This is a genomic window from Nostoc piscinale CENA21 (genome assembly GCF_001298445.1).
In the GTDB taxonomy this organism is placed as follows: domain Bacteria; phylum Cyanobacteriota; class Cyanobacteriia; order Cyanobacteriales; family Nostocaceae; genus Nostoc_B; species Nostoc_B piscinale_A.
In genome coordinates, this window is the sequence record NZ_CP012036.1 from 5,684,957 (window position 1) to 5,706,403 (window position 21,447).

Genomic DNA, 21,447 nt, shown 5'->3' on the forward strand with positions numbered 1-21,447 from the left:
TTAGCACCATCATGCAAGATATTGTCTGTCTAGAACCGGGAACTGATAAACAGCCAGAGGACTTTCTTTCTTAAGCAGAGACTAAATACAAGGAGAATAAATTTATGATTCCAGTTGCTCGCACCGAAAATTTATTGATTCAAGAAGTCGGAGAAGAGCTAATTGTTTATGATGAAACGCGAGATACTGCCCATTGTCTCAGTGCGATCGCAGTCCGTGTCTGGTATCTTTGTAACGGTCAAAACACCGTCGAAACCATTGCGCGTTTGCTACAAGAAGAGTTCGAGTTTCCACCAAATCAAACAGTTGATTGGCACGGTTTAGTTCAATTGACATTAGCCGAGTTAGAACAGTTTCACCTGTTAGATGCAGCCGTTACCGAACCCCTGAATAGTCCCCAAACTTCCCGCCGCCAAGTCCTCAAAAAAGTCAGTTTAGTAGGTGGCTTTGCCATTGGTTCTTTGTTCCCAGCCATTAAATCAATTATTGTTCCTACCCCAGCAATGGCCGCTCCCACTGGATCTAGCTCTACCTCTTCACCGACAACAACATCTACATCCACAAGTACAACTACAACAGCGCCAACAACTACATCTACAAGTACAACTACAACAATACCTCCAACAATACTTCCGACAATAATATTTCCAACAATACCTCCGACAATACCTCCCTCTTAGTGTGATTGACACACTTCTGTTACCGCTTTTCCCAGATTTTTACTGTTAGCAGCATCATGCAAGATATTGTCTGTCTAGAACCGGGAACTGATAAACAGCCAGATGACAAACAAGTGGTAAATACTCCACTTTATATACAGGTGCTGAATTTTATCGATCATCAAGAATGGCAAACATTACTCGATTACACTCTGACACAAGCAAATCAGTTTGTTCCCAGTACCACTTTTACCAATCAGCCAGACTATCGAGTTTCCCAAAGTTTGAATGCGGTTGCAGAAGTCCAATCACTCATAGTTGATAAAGTACAGTCCTTACTGCCCCAAGTCTGCCAGCAGTTAGATATTCCACCATTTTTTGTGACGTTAATTGAAACACAAATTACTGCACATAACGATGGCAACTATTACAAACTGCATAGTGATAACGGTAGTTACGATACTTTCAACCGAGAAATTTCCTATGTTTACTACTTTTATCGAGAACCACAGGCATTTTCGGGCGGTGAGTTACGTTTTTGCGTAGATGACAGTGATCAACTCTTAGAAAAACAGATAACTCCTCAGCAAAACAGCATTATTTTGTTTCCCAGTCGTTATCTGCATGAGGTGTTACCTGTTTGTTGTCCATCAAAAATGTTTGCTGACAGCCGTTTTACTGTTCACGGTTGGATTCGGAAATCAGTGTTTGCAAACCCTACTAATTGGTAATTTGTTGCTGTTTTGGCGGTGATATATGATGAGCGATCGCATTTTTGTCCAGATTGCGGCTTACCGCGATTTTGAATTAATCCCCACAGTCAAAGATGCCTTAGCCCAGGCATTATCTCCCGAACGCATCAGTTTTGGTATTTGCTGGCAATATGGCAATGATGAAGAACTACACTTCATTGATGGGCTGAAAGATATTCCCAATTGTCGGGTTGCTACAGTCCCAGCAGCCGAATCTTGCGGTTTGGGTTGGGCAAGATCCCAAACTGAAAAACTTTGGCAAGGAGAACGCTACGCCCTGCAAACAGATGCTCACATGCGCTTTGCTACTGGCTGGGATACCCTACTAATTGAAATGTTGGCGATGTGTCCTAGCCAAAAGCCTGTACTCACGGCATTTCCTCCGGGCTATCATCCTCCCAGAGTAATTTTGTCTAACTTCCCCACAGGTACAGCCACAGGCAGATTTGCCCACAATGGTATGATGACCCCAAGAGCGGTGGAAGATTTAAGCAACTATCACGCCCCTAAATCTGGCGCATTTATGGCGGGGGGATTTATGTTTGCTGAGGCGCGTTTAATGCGGGAAGTTCCCCATGATCCACTGCTGTACTTTTCAGCTACTGAAGTGGCTTATTCTGTCCGCGCCTGGACAAATGGTTGGGATATTTACCATCCCCATCGTGTTATCTGTTGGCACTATTACTATGACACCCAAGAAAAGCCACGCCCCCTAAACTGGGAAGATAACCAAGACTGGTACCAGCGCCATATTATTTCCGAACAGCGATTTCGCCAAATTTTGCAGATGGAACCGATGACTGAGGATTTTGGCATTTATGGGTTGGGAAATGTGCGATCGCTCGCAGATTACGAAGCATTTGCGGGTGTGAGTTTTCATAAATGGCAACAATACATCAAAGACGAACAACAACGGGCGATGCAATTGCTGTCTGGATGTCTCCAAGTCTATTTTGACGAGACAGTTAGCGATCGCCTCAAGTCTCTGTTAAACGACGACAAAGACTATTCTCGCCTCGTGCAGATTGATTGGCAGTATTTTGTACATGTTGCCTCTGAGTTGGGTGTATTATCACTGGTCTATTGGGGTTTAAACAAAACTGCTCCTCACCTTGTCCCAGAGTCTACACTGCGAGAATTGCAACAATACTATTACGCTAATGCCCTGCGTAATCGTTCTCATAGCCAAACTTTACTGCAATTATTAAATCAACTCGCAGCCGCCCAAGTCACAGCAATTCCCATCAAAGGCCCAGCCCTCGCCGCATTGATAGATGGTGATTTATCTCTCTGGCAATTTCAAACCTTGGATTTGTGGATAGCAGCCAGCGATCGCGCCACCGCCACAGAAATTCTCACAGCCGCCGGATATCAGCCGGGAGAGATTTGGCAACTTGGGCAACAATCCTTCACCCATCCCCAACGCGCCGTACAGATTGAGCTACACTGGCAGCTTTTAGGCTGGGAATGGCAAACCGAACGCCTGTGTACAGTAGAGTTAGAAAATCACACAATCCAGACCCTACCACCGCGAGATTACTTACTTTTACTTTGTATTAGTGCCGCGAAAATTGGTTGGGAGCGATCGCTGTGGAAAGTTTACCAAATCGCCGCTTTACTTGCCCGTTACCCCTCACAGCCCTGGGATGACTTGTTACAGCAGGCAGAACAAATGACCGCTAAAGAAGCCTTGTTGACAGGAATGTGGTTAGCAAATCGGTGTTTTAGAACTGCTTTACCCACAACAGTGACAAAGTGCTTAGAAACTATGCCAGAAGTTTCTGCCATTACTATACCGTGGTTAGGAGCGAGCGAATCATGAATCGCCAAGTAGTATTAGTCACAGGCGGATGTGGTTTTATCGGTTCCCATCTAGTCGAAGAATTAGTGACTAGAGGGTATTATGTGCGGGTGCTAGATAACTTGTCTACAGGCAAGTTAGAAAATCTACTAGCTGTATCTCCAGAAAGATGGGAATGGATTAAAGGTGATGTGACCAATTATGAGCAGGTAAAAAAAGCGACTCAAGGCTGTGATTATGTCTTTCATCAAGCTGCGATCGCTAATATCGCCGCATCCTTCCAAGATACTGTCGGGACACATCAAATTAATTATGGTGGCACAGCCAATGTCTTAAAAGCAGCCCATCATTGTCGAGTCAAACGCGTCATATTTGCTAGTAGTGCGGCTGTTTATGGGAATGATCCTACATTGCCAAAACGAGAATCAATGCCGACTCATCCCATTAGTCCTTATGGTGCAGATAAACTCGCTTCTGAGCAGTTGGGACAAATTTATCATCAACAAGGCTTAGTGGAGTTTGTTTCGTTGCGCTATTTTAATGTGTTTGGTCTGCGTCAGAATAGTGATTATACAGGTGTGATTTCTCAGTTTTGCGATCGCATCCGTCACAGCTTACCGCCAATCATTTATGGTAACGGATTGCAAAGTCGTGATTTTATTCACGTTTCTGATTTAGTCCAAGCCAACTTAATTGCCATGAAACATCCCCAAGCCGCAGGTAAAATTCTCAATATTGGATGTGGCCAAGCTACCAGCTTATTAGAGTTAATCGCGCTATTAAATCAAATCACTAAACAAAATCTGCGTCCTATTTTTCGCCCAGGTCTTCCCGGAGATATTCACCACAGCCGCGCCGATAATACAGCAATGCGATATTTAAAATGGTCTCCCCACGTAGATATTCATCAAGGCTTGACTAGCTTATTATTTCCCCCTGCTCATCAACCACAAATGCAGGACTTACGCACCAAGATTGTCGTTTAAAACTGGGTGTCAGGGTGTAAGCTTTTGGATACATACACCCCTCTGAAAAAAGGTCATCGAGAAACAGGCAATAAAAGCGAAAATAACTATTAATCATTGACCCTTGACCAGTGACAAATGACCAACGCTGATCTGATTGGACTAGCTGCTTCTTACACCTACGCTATAAGTTTATTAGCCCTTGGTGAAGGACTGCGAAAATTTTTTTGGTATCAAGCCAGACTTAACTCGTAAAGTTATCCACATCAGTGCTGGAATGTGGATTTTTGGTGTGCTGCTGCTGTTTAAACAATGGCAAATTGGGATTATTCCCTTCGCTACCTTTATTGGTGTTAACTATCTGCTGTATCGTTATCGAATCATCGGTGCAATGGATACTGAAGATAGTTCTCCAGGGACGGTTTATTTTGCGATTTCAGTCACGCTACTTTTTGGGTTATTCTGGCGACCAGATAATTCAGTTGATCATGTCCCCATTGCTGTTGCTGGAATTATGGCTATGACTTGGGGAGATGCTTTGGCTGCATTAATTGGTAAAAGTTTCGGACAACACAAATACCAGATCGGTTCATCTGTGCGTTCTTGGGAAGGTTCACTGGCGATGTTGTTAGTCAGCACAACAGCAATATTTTTGGTACTGATGTTTTTACCTGGTTCTTTTCTGAGTCCTTTAGCTGTACCTTTGAGTGTGAGCAAGGCTTTATTAACAGCGTTAGTTAGTGGAAGTTTTGCAACTTTAGTGGAAGCTATCTCGCCCCACGGTACAGATAACCTCAGTGTGCCACTAGTTACAGCAGGTATGATTTGGGCATTGATGCAGATTTAAGTATAGTAAAGTGCTGAGTGCTGAGTATACATACTACGCTTTCTGGTCACTGAGTGCAGTTGAAGTGAGCCTCCTACCTTCCTCAATTGATTTGTTTCTGTCAAATGATGGGTGTGTTCTCGCATTACCCCTTGTATTTTAAAAGTTGCCACCCTAAAAGTCTGATGTGGAGAAAATCACTATGAGTACAAACCAAAAAATTGCCGTCGTCACTGGTGGAAATCGTGGTTTGGGATTTGAAGCTTCTCGTCAATTAGCTAAACAAGGATATAGGACTAATATTTGATTTTTGAAAAAGCTCCGTACATCTGAAGAGTGGGAAAATCAAAGGTAGTGTGACGGATAAACCATTCAAACATCCATTTTAAATGAGAAAATGAAGGGAGCAAAGCACAAAAACGTCGAACCCAGGTTTTGGCTTGCAACCAAACATCCTCAATAGGGTTTTGTGTTGGACAATTAGGAGCAAAACGAACGCAGTGTATTTTCCACTGGTCAGTTGAAAGTCCTTTATTCAGTTCATCCAAAAATTCTTAATTTCTTGAGAACGATGGTAACTAGCACCATCCCAAAAAATTAATAATTGCTGATTAGGAGACTCATCTAGCAAATAACGTAGATAATCAATCGTATTTTGGGAATTTCCAGCATCATAAGTTTTAAGTATTAATTCTCCTTGAAGATAGTCAATGGCTCCATAATATGTTTGTTTCTCTCGTTCATTGACCACCGGAACCATAATTTCTTGGTCTGTTTTACCCCATATATAACCACTTAAGTCTCCCCACATTAAATGACATTCATCAATCAGTAGCACTCTTAATTTACCTGTTTCAATTTCGCTCCGGTTGTTTTCCAACAATGTTTCAATCTCTTTTTTTTTGCATCAACAGCATCTGGGTCGGCTTTTGGGTTAACTTTCGTGTTTTTTTTCCAACTTATTCCTGCTGCTTTAAACAAATCGTAGTAACTTTTTTTCGTTTCGTAAACTACATCGTATTCAAAAGCTAGTTTATACTCTAATTCTCCTATTTCCCAATAATCCTTTGTTTGAAGCCAACTCAATACTTCCTCTCGCTGCTCATTACTCAAATAGCTTTTTCTTCCTTTATAATTTAGTCTTAGACCATCAACACCATTCTCCTCATATACTTGTTTCCAACCTGTTATTGAACCAAGTGAAACACCAAGAATTTTCTTGATTTCCTCATATAAGTAACCTTGATAAACCAGCTTTACTGCTAATCCTTTTCTCGCTTCACGGGCATTTATATTTTGAACTATAAATTCCTCTAGTTCAGCGATCGCCTGCTGCAAGTGCTGATTCAGCATTGTTCTTCCTTATACTTATTACCTGTCTCCGTATTATCTCTTGTTTTTTTTCAAAAATCAAATATGATTCCTATATAAGTCGCAGTAACGTACAGGCACAAATAAGCAATTGTAATTTAATTGCAATAATTACTGGATATATGGGTCATGATTTAAGTCAAATTGTCTCTGACTTAAAAAAAAGATGGCACTTTAACAGGTGATGTCTTTTTTCTAGCTTGTCGGGGCAAAAGTGGTGTAGTTCGCGCAATTCTTAATAAGGTGCAATAATAAAATGGCTGATTCCACACTTGGAAAAATCTAATTTCATCACATCAATTTCTTTATGTTGTCCACACTTGAGATTAATTGTTAGAACACCAATGTATTAAACCTTTTTGCAAAAAGAAGTGACTTCGACAATCAACTGTACGCCAAACGGAAGGATGTAAACTAATTGTGCCGTCTAGACCTTCTGTTAAGTGCCACCTCGGTGAACCTTCTGGCATTAAACTCATATGTAACGTTGCACCACAACCACAAGGACAGCACATTGCAGCGTACCAAAGATACTCACCTTCACCAGCAATGTAAACACATTTGGAATGCAGTTGTTCGGGTAAATCCATTACCCATACAGTTCTTAGTGGTAATGGTTTTCTCAACAGCCATAGCTTTAGTACTCGACAGGCATAATAAAACCACTTCATATACAAATCGCCTCTGTGTCACTTAACTCAGAATTATCTAATAGAGGAATCACATCACCCCGGCCTATATGCTTCACTAAAGTTGGACAAAGAGTTGTCATTGGCTCAGTGTATAGTTGCATTTGACTAAAACTGAACATCAAGGAATCATACTGTGAATTAGGTTCTTCTCGGTAAGGATGCAGTCTTGCTAAGAATTCCAGCACGGCAAACGATGCAATGTTCATATTGACGCTAATAACAGCAGGTCGTTCATCTGGTGGTAATCCAGCAATATATTTGTCACGACGTAGCTGCTCATACTCCTTTGGATTAGTTCGTCTTAACCCAGCTGCCCGAACTTGCTCTAGTGTGAACATGCCTCGACTCCAAAGGCTTTGTCCTGGCTGAAGATACTGGATGCCGCCACAGGATTGATCGATACCTCCTTTGCCATCAGCTTCCAACTTCACACCCAAATCGAAGTAAGGTAGCAAATAAAACGTTGCTAAACGATTTAAAAGCCAACGACCATCAATCGTATCCACACAACCAAAAACAACGTCACAATCTGCCAGCGATCGCACTGCTTCAGAGTTGAATAAGCTGGTAGGAAAGATTTCGACTTGAGTTCCTAAACCCATCAATTCAATGTTCCGTCGTGCCATCTCCACTTTGGGCATTTTCGTTTGGGCATCAGTTATCCAAGCAGGAATACGGTTTAAATTTTTTTCCTCAACATAATCAGGGTCAACTAACACTAATGCACCTACACCATAACGTCCAAATTGTTCTACAACCCAACTCCCCGTACCAGAGCAACCAACAACACCAACTTTTAAGCGTTTAAGTTTGGCGTATGTATCTTCACCAAAAGTTTGTGCTGTTCGCTTCGCGAATTCCGGCACAGTTTGTAAATCTGCATTAGCGTAATAAAACTTTAAATCTTCGCCAACAACTTTAACAACGTCGAGTGATTCAAACGTTCCGTCTGGAAAGACAATGCGTCCAATAATCTGCCCATTAGGCAACATAATTGCGCTGGCGTGGGGGTAATCATCCTCCATCCAGCCATAGATGGAAGGAAACAGTTCACGGTCAGATTCATCATCAACTTCAGAGTGCCAGGGGTAATTTTGCGGATGCCCATGAATTTTAAGAATTGCCATTCCCCGCCTTGACGCTTCCCCTAGTAACGGAATCAATACATCGGTTGACCAAGAAACGCGATTAACTTCTCGAATTGAACAAGCTTCGTAAGGAACAGGAATAACCTTGTGAACAAGCAGACAATGGCTTGTAGCTCCAGCACGACGACCACAAAGAGCGATCGCAACTGCTTCTTTGCCGTCAGGTGGTAGAACGTGTGCTTTAATTTCTGCCTGCTGAACAGCAGTCATACTGAGAGAGTACTTCATTGGTTCACCTTAATTTAGTTCACGTTCCAGCCAATGTTCAACCAACCCTAAATGCGTACCAATATAGTCTTCACCAGGTATCCAGGGATTAGCAGGTGTACGGTGTCTTGACCAACGTTGCCAAATCTTGCTATCAAAAGTATCATTGCAGATTGCTGCAATCGCTTTTCCATTACTTAACGCCAGAGCGGGATAGAAATACACCATGTCAAGCTGGGTATCAGGGTAGCCTGTATCAATCCGAAGATTTAAGTCAACTGTGCGGACGTTATATCCATCTGGGACTGGGAAATTATAGAGAATAACACGTCGGTTACTAGACTCAAGAACTGTTTCCCACAGTAAACCAGAGGCATTAAGATATTCTTCATCCACTTCAGGCAGCCGAAATTGACGACGAGCAGTATACCCTTCGGTCTGGTCAAGCGGTAGTGTTTGGAAACGTTCAACACCTGGCGTAGCAAGGTTGACCGTTTCTTCTAGCCCAACTCGCTTCGTTTGCCCACCTCGAAACTTCTGGTCAATACGGAACCGCTCTGGTGGAATCTTACCTGCTAACTCTAGCAGTTCACGTCCTGTCATCGTTGAACGGGTTACAGTATAGAATTGCTTGCCAATCCTGATTCTGTAACCACGACACCTTGCAGGTGGTACTTTTCCTGATTTAGCAAATTCCTCTAAATCAATAATTTCATCAACAAAGGGCTGTTCACCATCTACCTTAATCATGCTGACCTTATTGGATAATTTATTTCAACGTGTTTACAAACTAATTCAAAAAAACTTTATTTGTAAACTAGTAGAATTACGGATAAATTATGATTGGTAAAAGATTGAAGCTAGCAAGGCAAGGAAGTGGTCTATCATTACGAGAGCTAGAATCAAAAATTGGAAACTTGGTTTCGGCCCAGGCAATTGGCAAATACGAGCGGGACGAGATGATGCCGAACTCGACGACACTAATCGCTCTTGCCAAAGCTTTAGGGGTTTCTGAGACATATTTACTGGGGCAAAGTGAGCTAGAACTTGAAGGGTTAGAATTTAGAAAGAAAAAAATTACCAGTAAGAAAGAGGAGACTCACGTTGTAGCAGCCGTTCTGAGCCATGTTGAGCGGTATCTAGAAATTGAAGAGATTATTTATGCTCCAAGTACGGAATGGGACTCACCTCGCGAAGCTCCGTTTCCCGTAAATTCACTGAGAGATGCCGAGTTTGTGGCTGAACGTCTACGTATTTACTGGCAATTAGGGACTGACCCAATTCTTAATTTGGCTGAATTTCTTGAATCTCAAGGCATCAAAATTTTGTCTCTATCTCTAGACAATAATGTCTCAGGATTAACCTGCTGGGTAAAACGTCGTAACCGTAAGCAGGTACCCGTGATTGTGATTAATGCAGATGATAATGGTGAACGGCAACGCTTTACACTAATGCATGAACTTGGGCATATGGTGCTGGCTACTTCGCCCAACCTTGATGTAGAGAAAGTCGCTCATCGAGTTGCAAGTGCATTTCTCATGCCAGCCTCGATTTTATGGCTTGAAATTGGGAAGCGTCGTAGTCGCTTAACAATTGCAGAGCTTGCTCAGTTAAAGCAATTATTAGGAGTTAGTATGCAAGCATTAACTTATCGATGTAAAGACCTTGAAATTATTGATAATTCCACTTTTCAAACTTTGTTTGCTGAATTTGGGCGAAGAGGGTGGCGTACTCCTCCCTATGAACCATTTCCAGTACCTAAAGAACAACCACACCGCTTTGAAAGGCTTTGCTTTAGGGCTTTATCAGAAAATGCTATCTCTGAAGCCAAAGCGGCAGAACTGCTAGGTCTAACAGTGTGTGATTTGATAGCCAGGATGGATTCTGCTCAAGAAGAATCTATTCCAAATACTGATATACGTAAGTAGGTTTTCGTTAATGCTACTAATAAAATTGTTGTAAGAATTATACCCTATTTGTAAATTTAAGAGTTTAGTATCTGAATTTTTATCTCTTTAGAACGCTCATTCTCATAAGTACAATGTGATGCATTTGTTGGTATCAAATCCTTCAATATTGATAGGGCTAGAGCGAGTGGGGTTTCTTGAACCACTGTTCAACCTACCTATCGAAGTCAATGTCACCGATTTTCTCTACGAGCGTGAACTAAAAAACTATGACGGACAAAAACTATTAAAGCTAGGTTTACAAATTCAATCACTTGATCCAGAAATGGCAACCTTTGCTATGCAATACTGTCGGAGTAATACAACTCTATGCCAGGATGAAGGTTATGCCTTTGCTTTGGCTCAAAAGTCTGAATTTATTCTTTTAATAATTAATCCTGAGTTGGGAAAATTAGCTGAAATAGAACATATCCAATATTACCCACTGAGCTTGCTATTTGAGTTAATGCTTGACCGTCAAGTAATTAGCTACGACTTTCTCCAACAAGGATTGTCCAATATTACTACAATGACTCGTTGTCATTTATTAAGGAAGGAAGCAGAAGATTGTTTATTTAAAATCATTCAGCGGAAATCCCCAAAAGTGCACTAATTACTCGGAATAGCCATGTGCTGTGCCAAATGCCTAAGCGCACGGACAAGAAATGATACTAATTAATTACCACTGCCAACGCATCCCGATTCATTAGTTGGGAACTTATTTTTTGGTGAATACAATTGTCTTATAACCAATTTCAAAAACCCTCAACATCTTCTCCTCCCAAACTACCTGAGCCTTCCCCAAAAATCCAGTCGCTATCACTGTTGGCATTACCTTCGCCATCCACCTGAAGATTTAAGGAAGGTATTAGCTGTTCAATTTGGCTTTCAAGTCGGGAGATCGCCAGCGTTAAAGAAGCAAGTTGCTCCCTATCCTTCTTAATTTCATTTGAAATCCCCACCCGCAATTGATTTAACCGCTCCTGGAGGGTATGTACTTCCGTTTTGGTTGCAGAAGGAATATTCACCTTCTCTTCCAGGGCGGCGATTTGAGCTTTTAAAGCTTCAATTTCAGCAGCAGTTGCACTATCTGCACCATCTGGACTCTCTTCCAGTGCGTTTCTAATACAATCCAGCACAAACTCCTTAAAAGTTAAGCGCAACTCCTCAGCACGCTGCTTGGCCTGCTTCACCAACTCCCGGTCTTCTTCAGACAGAAGTTTTATATTTATCTGTGGATAATCCACCATCACGTATTCCAACACGGCTAATACCATCATCGCATACGGGATATCCGCGGATATACGATATAGATGATTCTAGATGAGTAATTTTGTGGTGCTTGGGAAAGAATTATCATAAGGATACCGGGAATTACAGTTCTCGGCATCATAATTATCAGTGGGGGTTGGGGAATTTTATTATGGAAAATTTACCCGTCAAAAGCGTGGAATCACTTGCTGTGGAGGTGGTGACTCTACCGCTTGATGAAGCTCGTGTTGCGCTTGTGGATTATTATTTTCCCAACCGCCAAAAAATTAATTCCACACAACAGCTAATTGAGCTATGGGTGCATTCTGTCACTATCAAAAGCGACCAAACACGACGGGCATATCGGCAAATTGGTTATGAGCTTGTCGATTATATGCAGTCGCGGTTTGGGATATCTGATTTGAGGATGGTAACGTTATTCCATCTACACGCTTATCTGGCTTGGCTCAAAGATGAAAAGCCAGTACGCGGAAAGAAAAATACTTATGGAATTAGTAAAAATACTGTGGCTAAATACACGGCAGCGATTAAAAGTTTGTGGGAGTGGGGTACTAGAGCTTCTATTGGTTATTTTGCTATCGATTTGGGCAAGGACTTAAGCATCCAGTGGGACGATAAGCTCGCAGAGCGCATTCTCTCGGAACGCGAGATTGCCAAGTTGGAAAAAGCGGCGATGGCAGTAGACTTGCAACACAACACTAATAAGATGCATTGGCTGCTGTTTACTCTCATGTTTTACAGTGGGGTGAGGGCAGGAGAAATTGCCCGACAAACTTCTGATTATGGTAAGCGCGTAATTACGCCGGGGTTATTTTGGCGGCAGTTTCGGGAGGATGGGGACTGTCTGTTGTTAACTGTAACGGGGAAACGAAATAAAACCCGAACTATTAGTCTCGATCCGGAGACTAGTGCGGTGCTACTGGATTATCGTGGAGATGCAGGCAATGATCGGCCGGTGTTTCCCAGTCCCAGCCGGCGGGACAGGGGTAAACCTCTAAGCGATCGCGGGTTGCGACTGATGATGGAGGAAATTTCTGCTTGTGCGGGAATTAAGTTCAGCGCCCACTTTCTCCGCCATACCCACGCAACGCTGGCTAAAAAAAAATGGAGCTTCTGATTTTGACTTGCAAGCAGATTTGGGCCATGCTTCCCCAGCGACAACTGCAAAGTACATTCACCATGTTGGGCGTGTTGGGACTTCTCACGCACTGCGTAGAAAAAGCAAACATAGGTAATAAAAAACGTAGGTGTACCCCTACGGGGAAGCCACTCCAGAAGGTATCGCCTCCGCTGGGCGGTTCGGCCATCGCACTCGTACGCTCATCATGATAGTGTCAAGGTAGTTATCAAGATGGAAACACGCTCAGTTGTTCCTGTCCGCGGACTAGTTTACCTAGATATTACCTAGACATTACCTAGATATGAGCAATACAGGGAGAACAAAGAAGCTAGCATCTTTCAACTGTGATCAAAAGATGTGGGAGCAGTTTATCGCCCGTTGCAACTCGAAAGGCACGACGGCAACAGCGACGCTCACCCGTTTTATTGAGCTATACCTAGATGGTTCTCTAGATGACCTTGATACAATTGCTGGCAATGAAAATAAACGCCTGGACTCTTTAGAACAAAAAACTGAAGAGATAACAGCCCAAATGAAACAATTTGCTGAGGCGATTATTAAAATTCAAAATTATCTCAACAACCAACCGAAACGGCAGAAGAAATCGTACAACAATAATTCATATTATCAAGGGCAAACTCCTCGAATCCAACCCCTAACGGAAGAAGGTTTAGCTTCAAGACTTGGTGTAAGTGTAGAAACTATACGCGAGCAGCGAATTAATCTGCCACCACCGCTTTTTGTGGGATGGTGCAAAGGCAAGGATAGAGCAGGGTTAGGGTGGGAATTTAATCAGGATACGAGATTATATCATCCGGCAAGTTAGAATTTTTATTAATTTTAATAATTTCTGAATTTACACTGATTCGCTCCGTTAATGCGATCGCGGGTAAGAAAAAGAATAGGGCTTTAGTTCCTCCTGGAGATAATGCCGATCTGCGCTAACACTACGGTGCTGGCTCGTGTACACAAACAAAACTTCCCTCCAGGTAAGGGATTAGAACCAACGGAGCGTTCTGATTATTTTGTAACTGAAAGCTAAAATTTTAATAATGTAGGGGTATATCTGACGAAGCAATGCAGGGAAATGAGCGAACTATATAAGGCTGGAATCATTGAGGTAACAGAAGCAGAAGATGAGGACGAGGATGAAGATTTATTTGAAGTCGCGGTGCATTTTGACGGCGATATTTTTCTTCCCAGCGTTGTTTTTGAAGGCAAAGACCATGCATTGCGGCAAGCTAAAAAACTTTATGATTGGCTAGAAGCTAATCCAAAAGAAATTAAGGGTGAGCGACTACGTTGGCAATCATACACAGTTAATCGCGAATCTTTAAGAGAATATCCAGCTTGCTATTTACCCTATTACTACTTCAGGTACGAGCAGTGCTTAAAAGTTTCAGTTTTTGACGAGCAAAACTCCCAAGCGATCGCTTATGGTTGGTTAGAGGCTGAACCTTTACCTTACTATGTGGATAAAGAAGATAGTTTGGTAGTTCTTGGAGACATTTCAGATGATGCTGTGCTTGCTGGTTGGCATAAAGCTATTGATATACGCATTCACATTTACTCTTTTATCTACCAGTCAAATAGCAGTCACAAGCTTTAATAATCAGTTGAAAATTAGGAGCTTTAGGTGCAGGGAAAAATCGAATTAAAAAGAGGTAGCGATAACACATCTGTTGAAGCATATTTGGTAGATTTAGGACAAAGACATGTTGATGATTATGTAAATGATTGGGTCGAAAAGTTAAGGTTATTTACTCAAGAAGATAAATACTGGGACTGGATATTTAAATTAAGATATATTGCCAATCAAGCAAATCTTGAAGGTTATGCAGTTGAGTGCGAAAACACAACTCAAGGATTAATGATAATAGAAACACAAATGCACGGTTCCCGGTTGAATATTGGTAAGAGACTAGTTTATGTTGATGGTATTGCAACTGCCCCCACTAACCGAATTGAAATTCAGCGTCCGCCTCAATTCAAAGGTGTTGGTCAAGCACTTTTAAATTTCGCCAGAATTAGAAGTGTTGAGCTAGGGTATGAAGGTAGAGTTGGGTTGCATTCTTTACCAAGGTCTGTAGGATTTTATGAAAAACAAAATATGTTTAACTGCGGGCCTGAAGAAGAATACGATAATTTGGTTTATTTTGAGTATGGTGTATTGAGACGAATATCAGGTGAAAATTTATGAATCATCAACAGCAAAATAATAATTCTCAGGTGAATGAGCCAGTAACAACCCAAGAAGCTATAGATTTACTTTTTGGTGAAGGATGGCTCGATGAAGCTGTTCGTATCGAAGATGAAGCCAATTGCACTATTGGTGCTGGTTTGGATTGGGATAATGCACTACCACCTTTAATGCTTAACCTTCCTTTATTTGGTCGCCTATCAACGCTGCGTGTATCACTTAACCGTGAAATCAGGCTAATAATTGAAACATGGGATTTAGGTGTAGGTACAAAAGCGGCAACAGAGACTGCAAGGAGACGCATTAAAGAACGGTTGCTATCTCCTGAGCCTGAGCTATTACCTTACTTAGAAGCCACCCTGCTGCAAGATGATTTATACGGTGAAGAGTTTATATCTAACCGCGAAGCACTCAAATCGCTACTTGCAGTACTTCTTACTGATTCTGATAGAGCAGAAATTGCAGAGACAGCTGCTAATTCAATACGCGCACAAGTTATGTCGCAGGTGAATTTTTCCGAAAAACTTTCTGCTTAAATACTCAATATAAAAACAATAATATTGCATCAAATTAAATCAAATTAATCAAAGGGGCAACCGCAAGAGTAATAGGTACTTTGTGTGCGTCAATCATTAGCTTGCTCCGCTAGAAATCCATACCAATATCAAAGACTTATATTTTATTTTTTGGCGTAACCTGCATTATTCAATTACAATAATCAGTGCATATCTATCCTTTTTTAAAATTTAAGAGTTCCTTAACTACGCAAATAAATTTATAAACAAAACTGAATATAAAAAAATTAAGTATATTATGATAAACATTAACGATATAATCAAAATTATTTTTGTGTAACCCAAAAGGACTGATTAATGACTAGCAAAACCCGCAGTCGCTATTCTTCAAACTGGGATACTATCGCACTTGAGGTTAAATCAAAATCCGACTGGAAATGCACGCGCTGTGGTATACAATGCTTACGCCCAACTGATAAAAGAGATGGGTTAAATCGTAGAGAACGCAGTATTAAAACTTTAGTGGTTCACCATTGGAATTATCTGCCCGAAGATAATCGAGTCGAGAATCTCGCGGCTTTATGCACAGCTTGTCATCTGCTGTTCCATACGCGACGACGGGGAAACATATCACCAGGACAACTATCTTTGTGGTAGAAAAGCCAGTGGTTAAAGACAAATCAGTAGTAGATAGTTATGAGAAAGGTAAAAAATAAATATTATCTTTCTAAGTCAATATCACAACATTTGCTGACGCAATAACTTCATTGAAAAATTGAAGTTGTATAGACATGAAAACTACTACTAATTCTAATCTAAAAGCTAACAAAAAATTAGTAACCTCTGCCCAGCAAATTCAACAAATAAGCACCTTAATAAGCGAGGCGGATTACTACGACTATGAAGCGGGATTAGCACAAGAAAAGTCAGATTACTATCACTTGCGGTACGGGTACTAGATTCAATTTCTCTTCAAGCATCAACTCTTCCTAGTCAACAAGCAGTAGCAGGTAAATAGGTAACTGCTACTGGCTTTTCATATCAAAAAGTAAATCATGACTCAAGCAATTGAACGCGAAATCAATCAACTCACGCTCAAAGAGTTAAGCTTAGATGCTGCTAAACTCTGGTCACAGATAGAAGAAGCAAGCGAGTTAGGCGAAGAAGGTAAAGTAGAACAACTCGTACAAGAACTGATGGGTGTTCAAGATGGTATCGAAACCAAAATTGATGCGATCGCCTGGGTAGTTGACCAGCTAAATCTTGACCTTGAAACCTGGGAAGAAAGAAAAGCGCGAGTAGCCGAACTCCACGATCAGGTAATCTCACGTCGTAAAACTCAACTTGAACAAATCAAGCGTACCCTGATCCATCTGCACGAGATTGGATTAATCAGTGACAAAAATATTGGTAAGGAAAGGGTAATTGAAATCAGGGATAACCCGCCCAAAGTCGCTAACTTACTAGTAGAGGTAGACGATCAAGATTTTCCTGATGAATTTAGAGTTATTAAGTACCAAGCTAATAATAAGGCAATTCTTGAAGCCTATAAATCTGGTAAAGATATTAGCGATGTTGCTGAGATAACTATTGGGAAACAGGTACGGTTTAAGGTGCAATCAGCTACTAAGGGGCGCAACAAGAAAAACCACAACTAATGGCATACGCCTTAACCATGTAAATCAAACACAGGTATATCCCATCATTTTACAAATATATCATCAAATGGTTAAGAGTCAAATCTTAATCATTTTTATTTTTTTTAACCTATACCTCAATTTCAAACTTATTAAAAAAATCATCAAAACTTTGCTTAGATTTAAAATCAGTGAAGATATAATCGGTAAAACAGTAAATATCAATTTTAGCAACAGTAACTATACCTGGCTAAGTACAAACATTGTTATGATAGTTTGGTAAATTTAACATTATTTGTGTAGTGCAATAATAAATTGCAATTTATTATGTATTTTCTAATTCCCAACTATCAAGATGATAATTCAAACTAGCCTTAAGTTTAATCTTAAGGTATGCAATCACCATAAATAAAAATTAAATATTAGCTATCGGGAGCCACCTTCAAATGTCATATCATCAAAATCGAAGTATAGTTATCCGTAACGCTATTATCAACAGTTTATTTATTATTTGGTGTTTGGTTTGGCGTACTGGTTTGGGGCTAACTTTTTTCATCATATATGCTTCTCTTGGCTACATATATAACTGGCCATTCTATCTTCCCATTTCGATTATTTTGGGATTTGTCCCTTGGGGCTGGAAGGTACAAGAAGAAAGAAGGATTAGAGAAGAAGAACAAGAAATGAGGAATTTGAAAAATAAAATTGGAGATGGTGTTATCTATGCCAAAGCCGAATCAAATGTCGAGATAACTTACAGGGGAGTTATCTTCCTTAAATCAGTACTTGGTCTATTTGTTAGCGGATTTTGGGGAATGATACTTGGCTGGAAAGCTATTTGGAATATGATAATACAGTTAGTTGATAATATTAGAACAGTTGTTAGATATATGTAAAGTGACATCTTTATCTAAGCAAACCAAGCCCAATATATTTCATCACTGTTACACCATTGATTTATTCTCGGATCTTTACTTCAGAGTAAATTTACACAAGCTGACGCTTTGATATCAATAGAAAGCTGGTATACCGCTTCATCAAATAACCAGTTACTAGTTATATCAACAGGAGTTAAAACAATGGAATTAGCACAGTATATGCTAACAGGGCTTCTCTACATTCTTATTTACGGATTTTCTACTCTCTTCATTTTCCAATTCTTGCTAGAGATATCTATCGCTTTTGAAAAGCACTGCAATTGCACTACATCGATAAAACCCACTGTAAGTAAAATTGAAAACTTAACTGATAAATCCAAACTTCAGATATCCAACAAAAATCAAGTATCTACAAACAAACATATCACTGTTCAACAGTTAAGGAAAAGATGCTCACAAGCTGGAATAAAATGGAGTTACGCTATCCAAGTATCTAAAACAGGCAAGAAACGACATCTCAATCGAGAAGAAATGTTAATAGCTCTAAGCCAGATGAAACAGTCAGCATAATAAAAATATAAACTGATAGTAATTACTTTTATTATCAGTTTATATAAAATGGACAAGTATTGTATTTGTTGGCGAAGAAAAAATTCTAGTAAAGACGCATCACCCTTAATTTTCAATCATCCAAATTCTAGACAAGAAGCAATGATAAGAGGTGATTATGGGGAGATGGAATTATGGGATAACCTAACTGCTGCTCAAGCAGAAGTAAAAAAAATTGAACCACAGATATCCCAATCTTTTCTTTTGGGTAAAAGAACCAAATGTCAAATAATCATCCCTACAAAATTATTCCTGATAGAGTTATCAAATTAGCAGAAAACCAGATTTTTGTATTTGGCAGTAACACAGAAGGAAGACATGGTGCTGGAAGTGCTTTATTTGCGCGACAGTACTGCAATGCAGAATACGGTAATCCCCAAGGACGACAAAGACAATCCTGGGCGATGGCTACGCCCTGTTTAGCGATAGCTTCGCTCTCTTCTCTTCGAGACGCTACGCGTTAGCGGAGCTTTCACTTTAGCGATACGCCGCAGGCATTTCATCTTATTCGGGTATCTCGGTGGCTACCCCATAACCCCATAACGTGAGCTAAAAGCCCATTTTTTCATTCAAGTCACATGGCTAGCTGTATGTGATGCTTCGATCAAAGGTTTGGCAACCTTTAACACAGCTTGTACCAAACTAGAAGGGGCTTTTTCTGGGGAACCAACGCCAAAAGGAGGAGCTGGATTATACTCCAACATCAACTCAATAAATTTGGCTGTATAGTCTCCACACAACATAGCCGCGATAGTTAAAGCAAAATCAATTCCTGCTGTTACGCCTCCACCTGTGATTCGGTTACTGTCTACTACTACTCTTTCGTTACTTACTTCTACACCCATTAATCTTAGCTGCTCTTGAAACGCCCAATGACAAGCTGCACGGTATCCTTTGAGTAATCCCGCAGCTGCCAAGATTAAAGAACCAGTACACACAGCAGTCACATACTTAGCGGACTGTGCTTGCTTTTGCAAAAAAGCTAACATTTGGGCATCCTGCATCATTTCTACAGCCCCAAAAACACCGCCAGGAACACACAATACATCAAGTTGCGGACATTCATCAAAGGTAGTAGTCGGTAAAATCGTGAGTCCGCCATTACTCACAATCGGTTGGAGCGTTTTCCACAATAGCAAAACTTGAGTATTGGGCATAGATGCAAACACTTGATGTGGCCCAGTAATGTCTAGTTGGGTCATATCAGGATAAATGACTAAACCAATTATATGTTGAGGCATCGTTTCCATACTTCAATTCCAGTCCCGGTAATGATTACAGTTATCGTAGAATTGAATATGTTGGCTGCCAATTACCCAGTTGAGTACATTTTGGCTCATGTCTGTTACTTTACCAACATTGATTCAAAAAGTCACAAATGCTTCATCAGTGAACCAACTATGTGGACATTATATGGATGCAGCAGGAGAGTTGTTTGGCAGTCAACATTGGGGTATTTATATACATGACTGGGCCGGACAACAAGGTACTATTCATCTCCAAGGCTTACCAGATAGTTTTATTGATTATTACTCTAAGGTTGGTGCAGCTTTAGATAAAGTGATGGAGTATGTTGTTTGCCATCATGCACCCGCCCACGAACAAATTATTTTCACGGAAGCTACTTGGAAGCAAAGTGAACTGTATCAAATTGGTTGTGGCAAAATATATGACCACGAACATATTATGACTGGCCCGATTGTTGGAGAAGGAAGGTTAATTGGTACAGTTCAATTTGCCCGCACCAGTGGAAATCCAGCATATAATACGCAAGACTTGTTGCAATTGAGTGCCATCTGCGCCCATCTTTCTGCCAAATTAGCACTTTTACGCTCCCAACACGAGTTATTTGTGCCCAAACCGAAAATTTCTTTAACACCACGAGAATTGCAAATGGCTGCTTTGGTAGCCAAAGGTCTGACAAATGCAGAAATTGCCGCCGAGTTATGGATTAGTCAAAATACGGTCAAGCAGACTTTAAAACGTATTTTTCGGAAGCTGGATGTATCTGCAAGAGCGGAAATGGTTGCACGGCTGCAATTAAGTAGGGTGTGCCATTAACAACTGGACTTTAGAGCACTTGCGCTTCCGCGCACCTGGAGGGGCAATCGCATCCTTGAGAAATTCCCTACTTGCATGAGCGATTTAGGAAAAATATTGAGTGTGAGAGTATTTTTCTAGATTTTGTGTCTAAGTACCACTAGCATCAATCAATACAGACAAAGCATTTCTGGCATATTGCGCTCCAATGGGATTTCCCTCAATCGTTGCCATTAAACTAGCTCCCCCAATTAAAAGCAAATACTGCTGTGAAAACGATTCCGGGTCACGCACACCTGCTTGGGATGCTAGCTGCATGATGTAAGTGCGGATACATTCTCTCAACTGAACTGAGACTTGATGAGCTGGATGAGAAGCATCAGCAATTTCTAAGACCGCATTGATAAATGGACAACCGCGAAAGTCAGGCAAAGCGTACCAACCCTGGAGAACATCAAAGGTTGCCAGTAAACGCTCTTTAGGAGTGTTTCCTCGATCTGCAACTGCATTTTCAAACCAACGTAACCATTGAGCAGCACGATATTTCATCACTTCTTCAATTAGTTGGTCTTTGGAAGAAAACCATCGGTAAAGGGTTCTTTTTGCTACACCAGACGCGGCAATGACTTCATTTATTCCTACGTGTTGAATTCCCTTCTGATAAAACAGGAGAGAAGCGGTTTCTAAAATTTGTTGACGTGCAGCACTTGATTCAGTAGTCATAAATTTAGGTAGACAACTTTGTCTCCATAGAGATATACTAGCACCTGTTCTCAGTAGACAATCTTGTCTACTTGGGAGGTGATTAA

At 40.8% G+C, this 21,447-nt stretch carries 24 protein-coding genes and 2 pseudogenes; 19 read left to right on the forward strand and 7 right to left on the reverse strand.

Annotated elements, in window-relative coordinates:
• The first annotated feature begins 104 nt into the window (after positions 1–104).
• The 6 genes and pseudogenes from ACX27_RS24250 to ACX27_RS31970 form a co-directional block, all read left to right on the forward strand.
• Complete coding sequence (locus tag ACX27_RS24250) at positions 105–680, forward strand: PqqD family peptide modification chaperone (RefSeq protein ID WP_062296188.1); 576 nt, start codon at positions 105–107, stop codon at positions 678–680.
• 56 nt (positions 681–736) lie between these two features.
• Positions 737–1,390, forward strand: coding sequence for a 2OG-Fe(II) oxygenase (locus ACX27_RS24255; protein WP_062296190.1), 654 nt, complete (start codon positions 737–739; stop codon positions 1,388–1,390).
• A gap of 25 nt (positions 1,391–1,415) precedes the next feature.
• Positions 1,416–3,233 (forward strand): GlcNAc-transferase family protein, encoded by a 1,818-nt coding sequence (locus ACX27_RS24260; RefSeq protein WP_083468824.1) that lies wholly within the window; start codon positions 1,416–1,418, stop codon positions 3,231–3,233.
• Positions 3,230–4,198 carry an SDR family NAD(P)-dependent oxidoreductase gene (locus tag ACX27_RS24265; protein ID WP_062296194.1) on the forward strand — a complete coding sequence of 323 codons (969 nt, stop codon included), beginning with the start codon at positions 3,230–3,232 and terminating at the stop codon, positions 4,196–4,198. The genes ACX27_RS24260 and ACX27_RS24265 overlap by 4 nt, the downstream gene beginning before the upstream one ends.
• 256 nt (positions 4,199–4,454) lie before the next feature.
• Entirely contained in the window at positions 4,455–5,024 is a 570-nt protein-coding gene (locus tag ACX27_RS24270) for a diacylglycerol/polyprenol kinase family protein (RefSeq protein ID WP_235526343.1), read from the forward strand.
• A gap of 181 nt (positions 5,025–5,205) precedes the next feature.
• A pseudogene (locus ACX27_RS31970) lies at positions 5,206–5,298 on the forward strand (short-chain dehydrogenase); the annotation flags it as partial.
• Position 5,299: 1 nt separating this feature from the next.
• Here ACX27_RS31970 and ACX27_RS31975 read toward each other — a convergent pair.
• The 4 genes and pseudogenes from ACX27_RS31975 to ACX27_RS33050 all read right to left on the reverse strand — a co-directional run.
• Positions 5,300–6,332, reverse strand: a pseudogene (locus tag ACX27_RS31975) (IS630 family transposase); the annotation flags it as partial.
• Between the two features lie 368 nt (positions 6,333–6,700).
• Positions 6,701–7,045, reverse strand: a complete 345-nt coding sequence (locus tag ACX27_RS24285; RefSeq protein ID WP_144427524.1) for a ubiquitination-like system serine protease family protein — start codon at positions 7,043–7,045, stop codon at positions 6,701–6,703.
• Positions 7,042–8,442, reverse strand: coding sequence for a ThiF family adenylyltransferase (locus ACX27_RS24290; protein WP_062296198.1), 1,401 nt, complete (start codon positions 8,440–8,442; stop codon positions 7,042–7,044). The genes ACX27_RS24285 and ACX27_RS24290 overlap by 4 nt, the downstream gene beginning before the upstream one ends.
• A 9-nt stretch (positions 8,443–8,451) precedes the next feature.
• Complete coding sequence (locus tag ACX27_RS33050) at positions 8,452–9,171, reverse strand: multiubiquitin domain-containing protein (protein WP_200929866.1); 720 nt, start codon at positions 9,169–9,171, stop codon at positions 8,452–8,454.
• Positions 9,172–9,260: 89 nt separating this feature from the next.
• Between ACX27_RS33050 and ACX27_RS24300 the strand changes: the two genes are divergently transcribed.
• Together ACX27_RS24300 and ACX27_RS24305 are read left to right on the forward strand one after the other, a co-directional pair.
• Entirely contained in the window at positions 9,261–10,349 is a 1,089-nt protein-coding gene (locus ACX27_RS24300) for a helix-turn-helix domain-containing protein (protein WP_062296200.1), read from the forward strand.
• 166 nt (positions 10,350–10,515) lie between these two features.
• The gene (locus ACX27_RS24305) at positions 10,516–10,980 is read left to right on the forward strand and encodes a PIN domain-containing protein (RefSeq protein ID WP_062296202.1); all 465 of its coding nucleotides are present in this window, start codon (positions 10,516–10,518) and stop codon (positions 10,978–10,980) included.
• A 142-nt stretch (positions 10,981–11,122) separates the two neighbouring features.
• Here ACX27_RS24305 and ACX27_RS24310 read toward each other — a convergent pair whose 3' ends face one another.
• Positions 11,123–11,614 (reverse strand): hypothetical protein, encoded by a 492-nt coding sequence (locus ACX27_RS24310; RefSeq protein WP_062298541.1) that lies wholly within the window; start codon positions 11,612–11,614, stop codon positions 11,123–11,125.
• Between the two features lie 176 nt (positions 11,615–11,790).
• Between ACX27_RS24310 and ACX27_RS24315 the strand changes: the two genes are divergently transcribed.
• The 10 genes from ACX27_RS24315 to ACX27_RS24360 all read left to right on the forward strand — a co-directional run bounded on the left by ACX27_RS24315 (position 11,791) and on the right by ACX27_RS24360 (position 19,062).
• Entirely contained in the window at positions 11,791–12,756 is a 966-nt protein-coding gene (locus tag ACX27_RS24315) for a tyrosine-type recombinase/integrase (RefSeq protein ID WP_235526345.1), read from the forward strand.
• Positions 12,757–13,114: 358 nt separating this feature from the next.
• A complete protein-coding gene (locus ACX27_RS24320; protein WP_083468825.1) occupies positions 13,115–13,585 on the forward strand; it encodes a hypothetical protein in 471 nt (156 codons plus the stop codon).
• Positions 13,586–13,846: 261 nt separating this feature from the next.
• Entirely contained in the window at positions 13,847–14,368 is a 522-nt protein-coding gene (locus ACX27_RS24325; RefSeq protein WP_062296206.1) for a hypothetical protein, read from the forward strand.
• Between the two features lie 27 nt (positions 14,369–14,395).
• Entirely contained in the window at positions 14,396–14,959 is a 564-nt protein-coding gene (locus ACX27_RS24330) for a GNAT family protein (protein ID WP_062296208.1), read from the forward strand.
• A complete protein-coding gene (locus ACX27_RS24335; RefSeq protein WP_062296210.1) occupies positions 14,956–15,495 on the forward strand; it encodes a hypothetical protein in 540 nt (179 codons plus the stop codon). The genes ACX27_RS24330 and ACX27_RS24335 overlap by 4 nt, the downstream gene beginning before the upstream one ends.
• A gap of 336 nt (positions 15,496–15,831) precedes the next feature.
• Complete coding sequence (locus ACX27_RS31220) at positions 15,832–16,131, forward strand: HNH endonuclease (RefSeq protein ID WP_071524687.1); 300 nt, start codon at positions 15,832–15,834, stop codon at positions 16,129–16,131.
• A 398-nt stretch (positions 16,132–16,529) separates the two neighbouring features.
• Positions 16,530–17,132 (forward strand): siphovirus Gp157 family protein, encoded by a 603-nt coding sequence (locus tag ACX27_RS24340; RefSeq protein ID WP_062296212.1) that lies wholly within the window; start codon positions 16,530–16,532, stop codon positions 17,130–17,132.
• Positions 17,133–17,557: 425 nt separating this feature from the next.
• Positions 17,558–18,007 (forward strand): hypothetical protein, encoded by a 450-nt coding sequence (locus tag ACX27_RS24350; protein ID WP_062296216.1) that lies wholly within the window; start codon positions 17,558–17,560, stop codon positions 18,005–18,007.
• A 183-nt stretch (positions 18,008–18,190) separates the two neighbouring features.
• Positions 18,191–18,559 (forward strand): hypothetical protein, encoded by a 369-nt coding sequence (locus ACX27_RS24355; protein ID WP_062296218.1) that lies wholly within the window; start codon positions 18,191–18,193, stop codon positions 18,557–18,559.
• A gap of 260 nt (positions 18,560–18,819) precedes the next feature.
• On the forward strand, positions 18,820–19,062 hold the full coding sequence (locus ACX27_RS24360; RefSeq protein ID WP_062296220.1) for an A1S_2505 family phage non-structural protein: 243 nt from the start codon (positions 18,820–18,822) through the stop codon (positions 19,060–19,062).
• Between the two features lie 105 nt (positions 19,063–19,167).
• Here the strand turns inward: ACX27_RS24360 and ACX27_RS24365 are convergent, their stop codons facing one another.
• Positions 19,168–19,848, reverse strand: coding sequence for a DJ-1/PfpI family protein (locus tag ACX27_RS24365; protein WP_062296221.1), 681 nt, complete (start codon positions 19,846–19,848; stop codon positions 19,168–19,170).
• Between the two features lie 88 nt (positions 19,849–19,936).
• On the opposite strand from ACX27_RS24365, the gene ACX27_RS24370 reads away from it, so the two are divergent.
• The gene (locus ACX27_RS24370) at positions 19,937–20,659 is read left to right on the forward strand and encodes a LuxR C-terminal-related transcriptional regulator (RefSeq protein ID WP_062296225.1); all 723 of its coding nucleotides are present in this window, start codon (positions 19,937–19,939) and stop codon (positions 20,657–20,659) included.
• Between the two features lie 129 nt (positions 20,660–20,788).
• On the opposite strand, the gene ACX27_RS24375 is transcribed toward ACX27_RS24370, so the two are convergent.
• Positions 20,789–21,361 carry a TetR/AcrR family transcriptional regulator gene (locus ACX27_RS24375; RefSeq protein ID WP_062296227.1) on the reverse strand — a complete coding sequence of 191 codons (573 nt, stop codon included), beginning with the start codon at positions 21,359–21,361 and terminating at the stop codon, positions 20,789–20,791.
• Positions 21,362–21,447 lie beyond the last annotated feature (86 nt).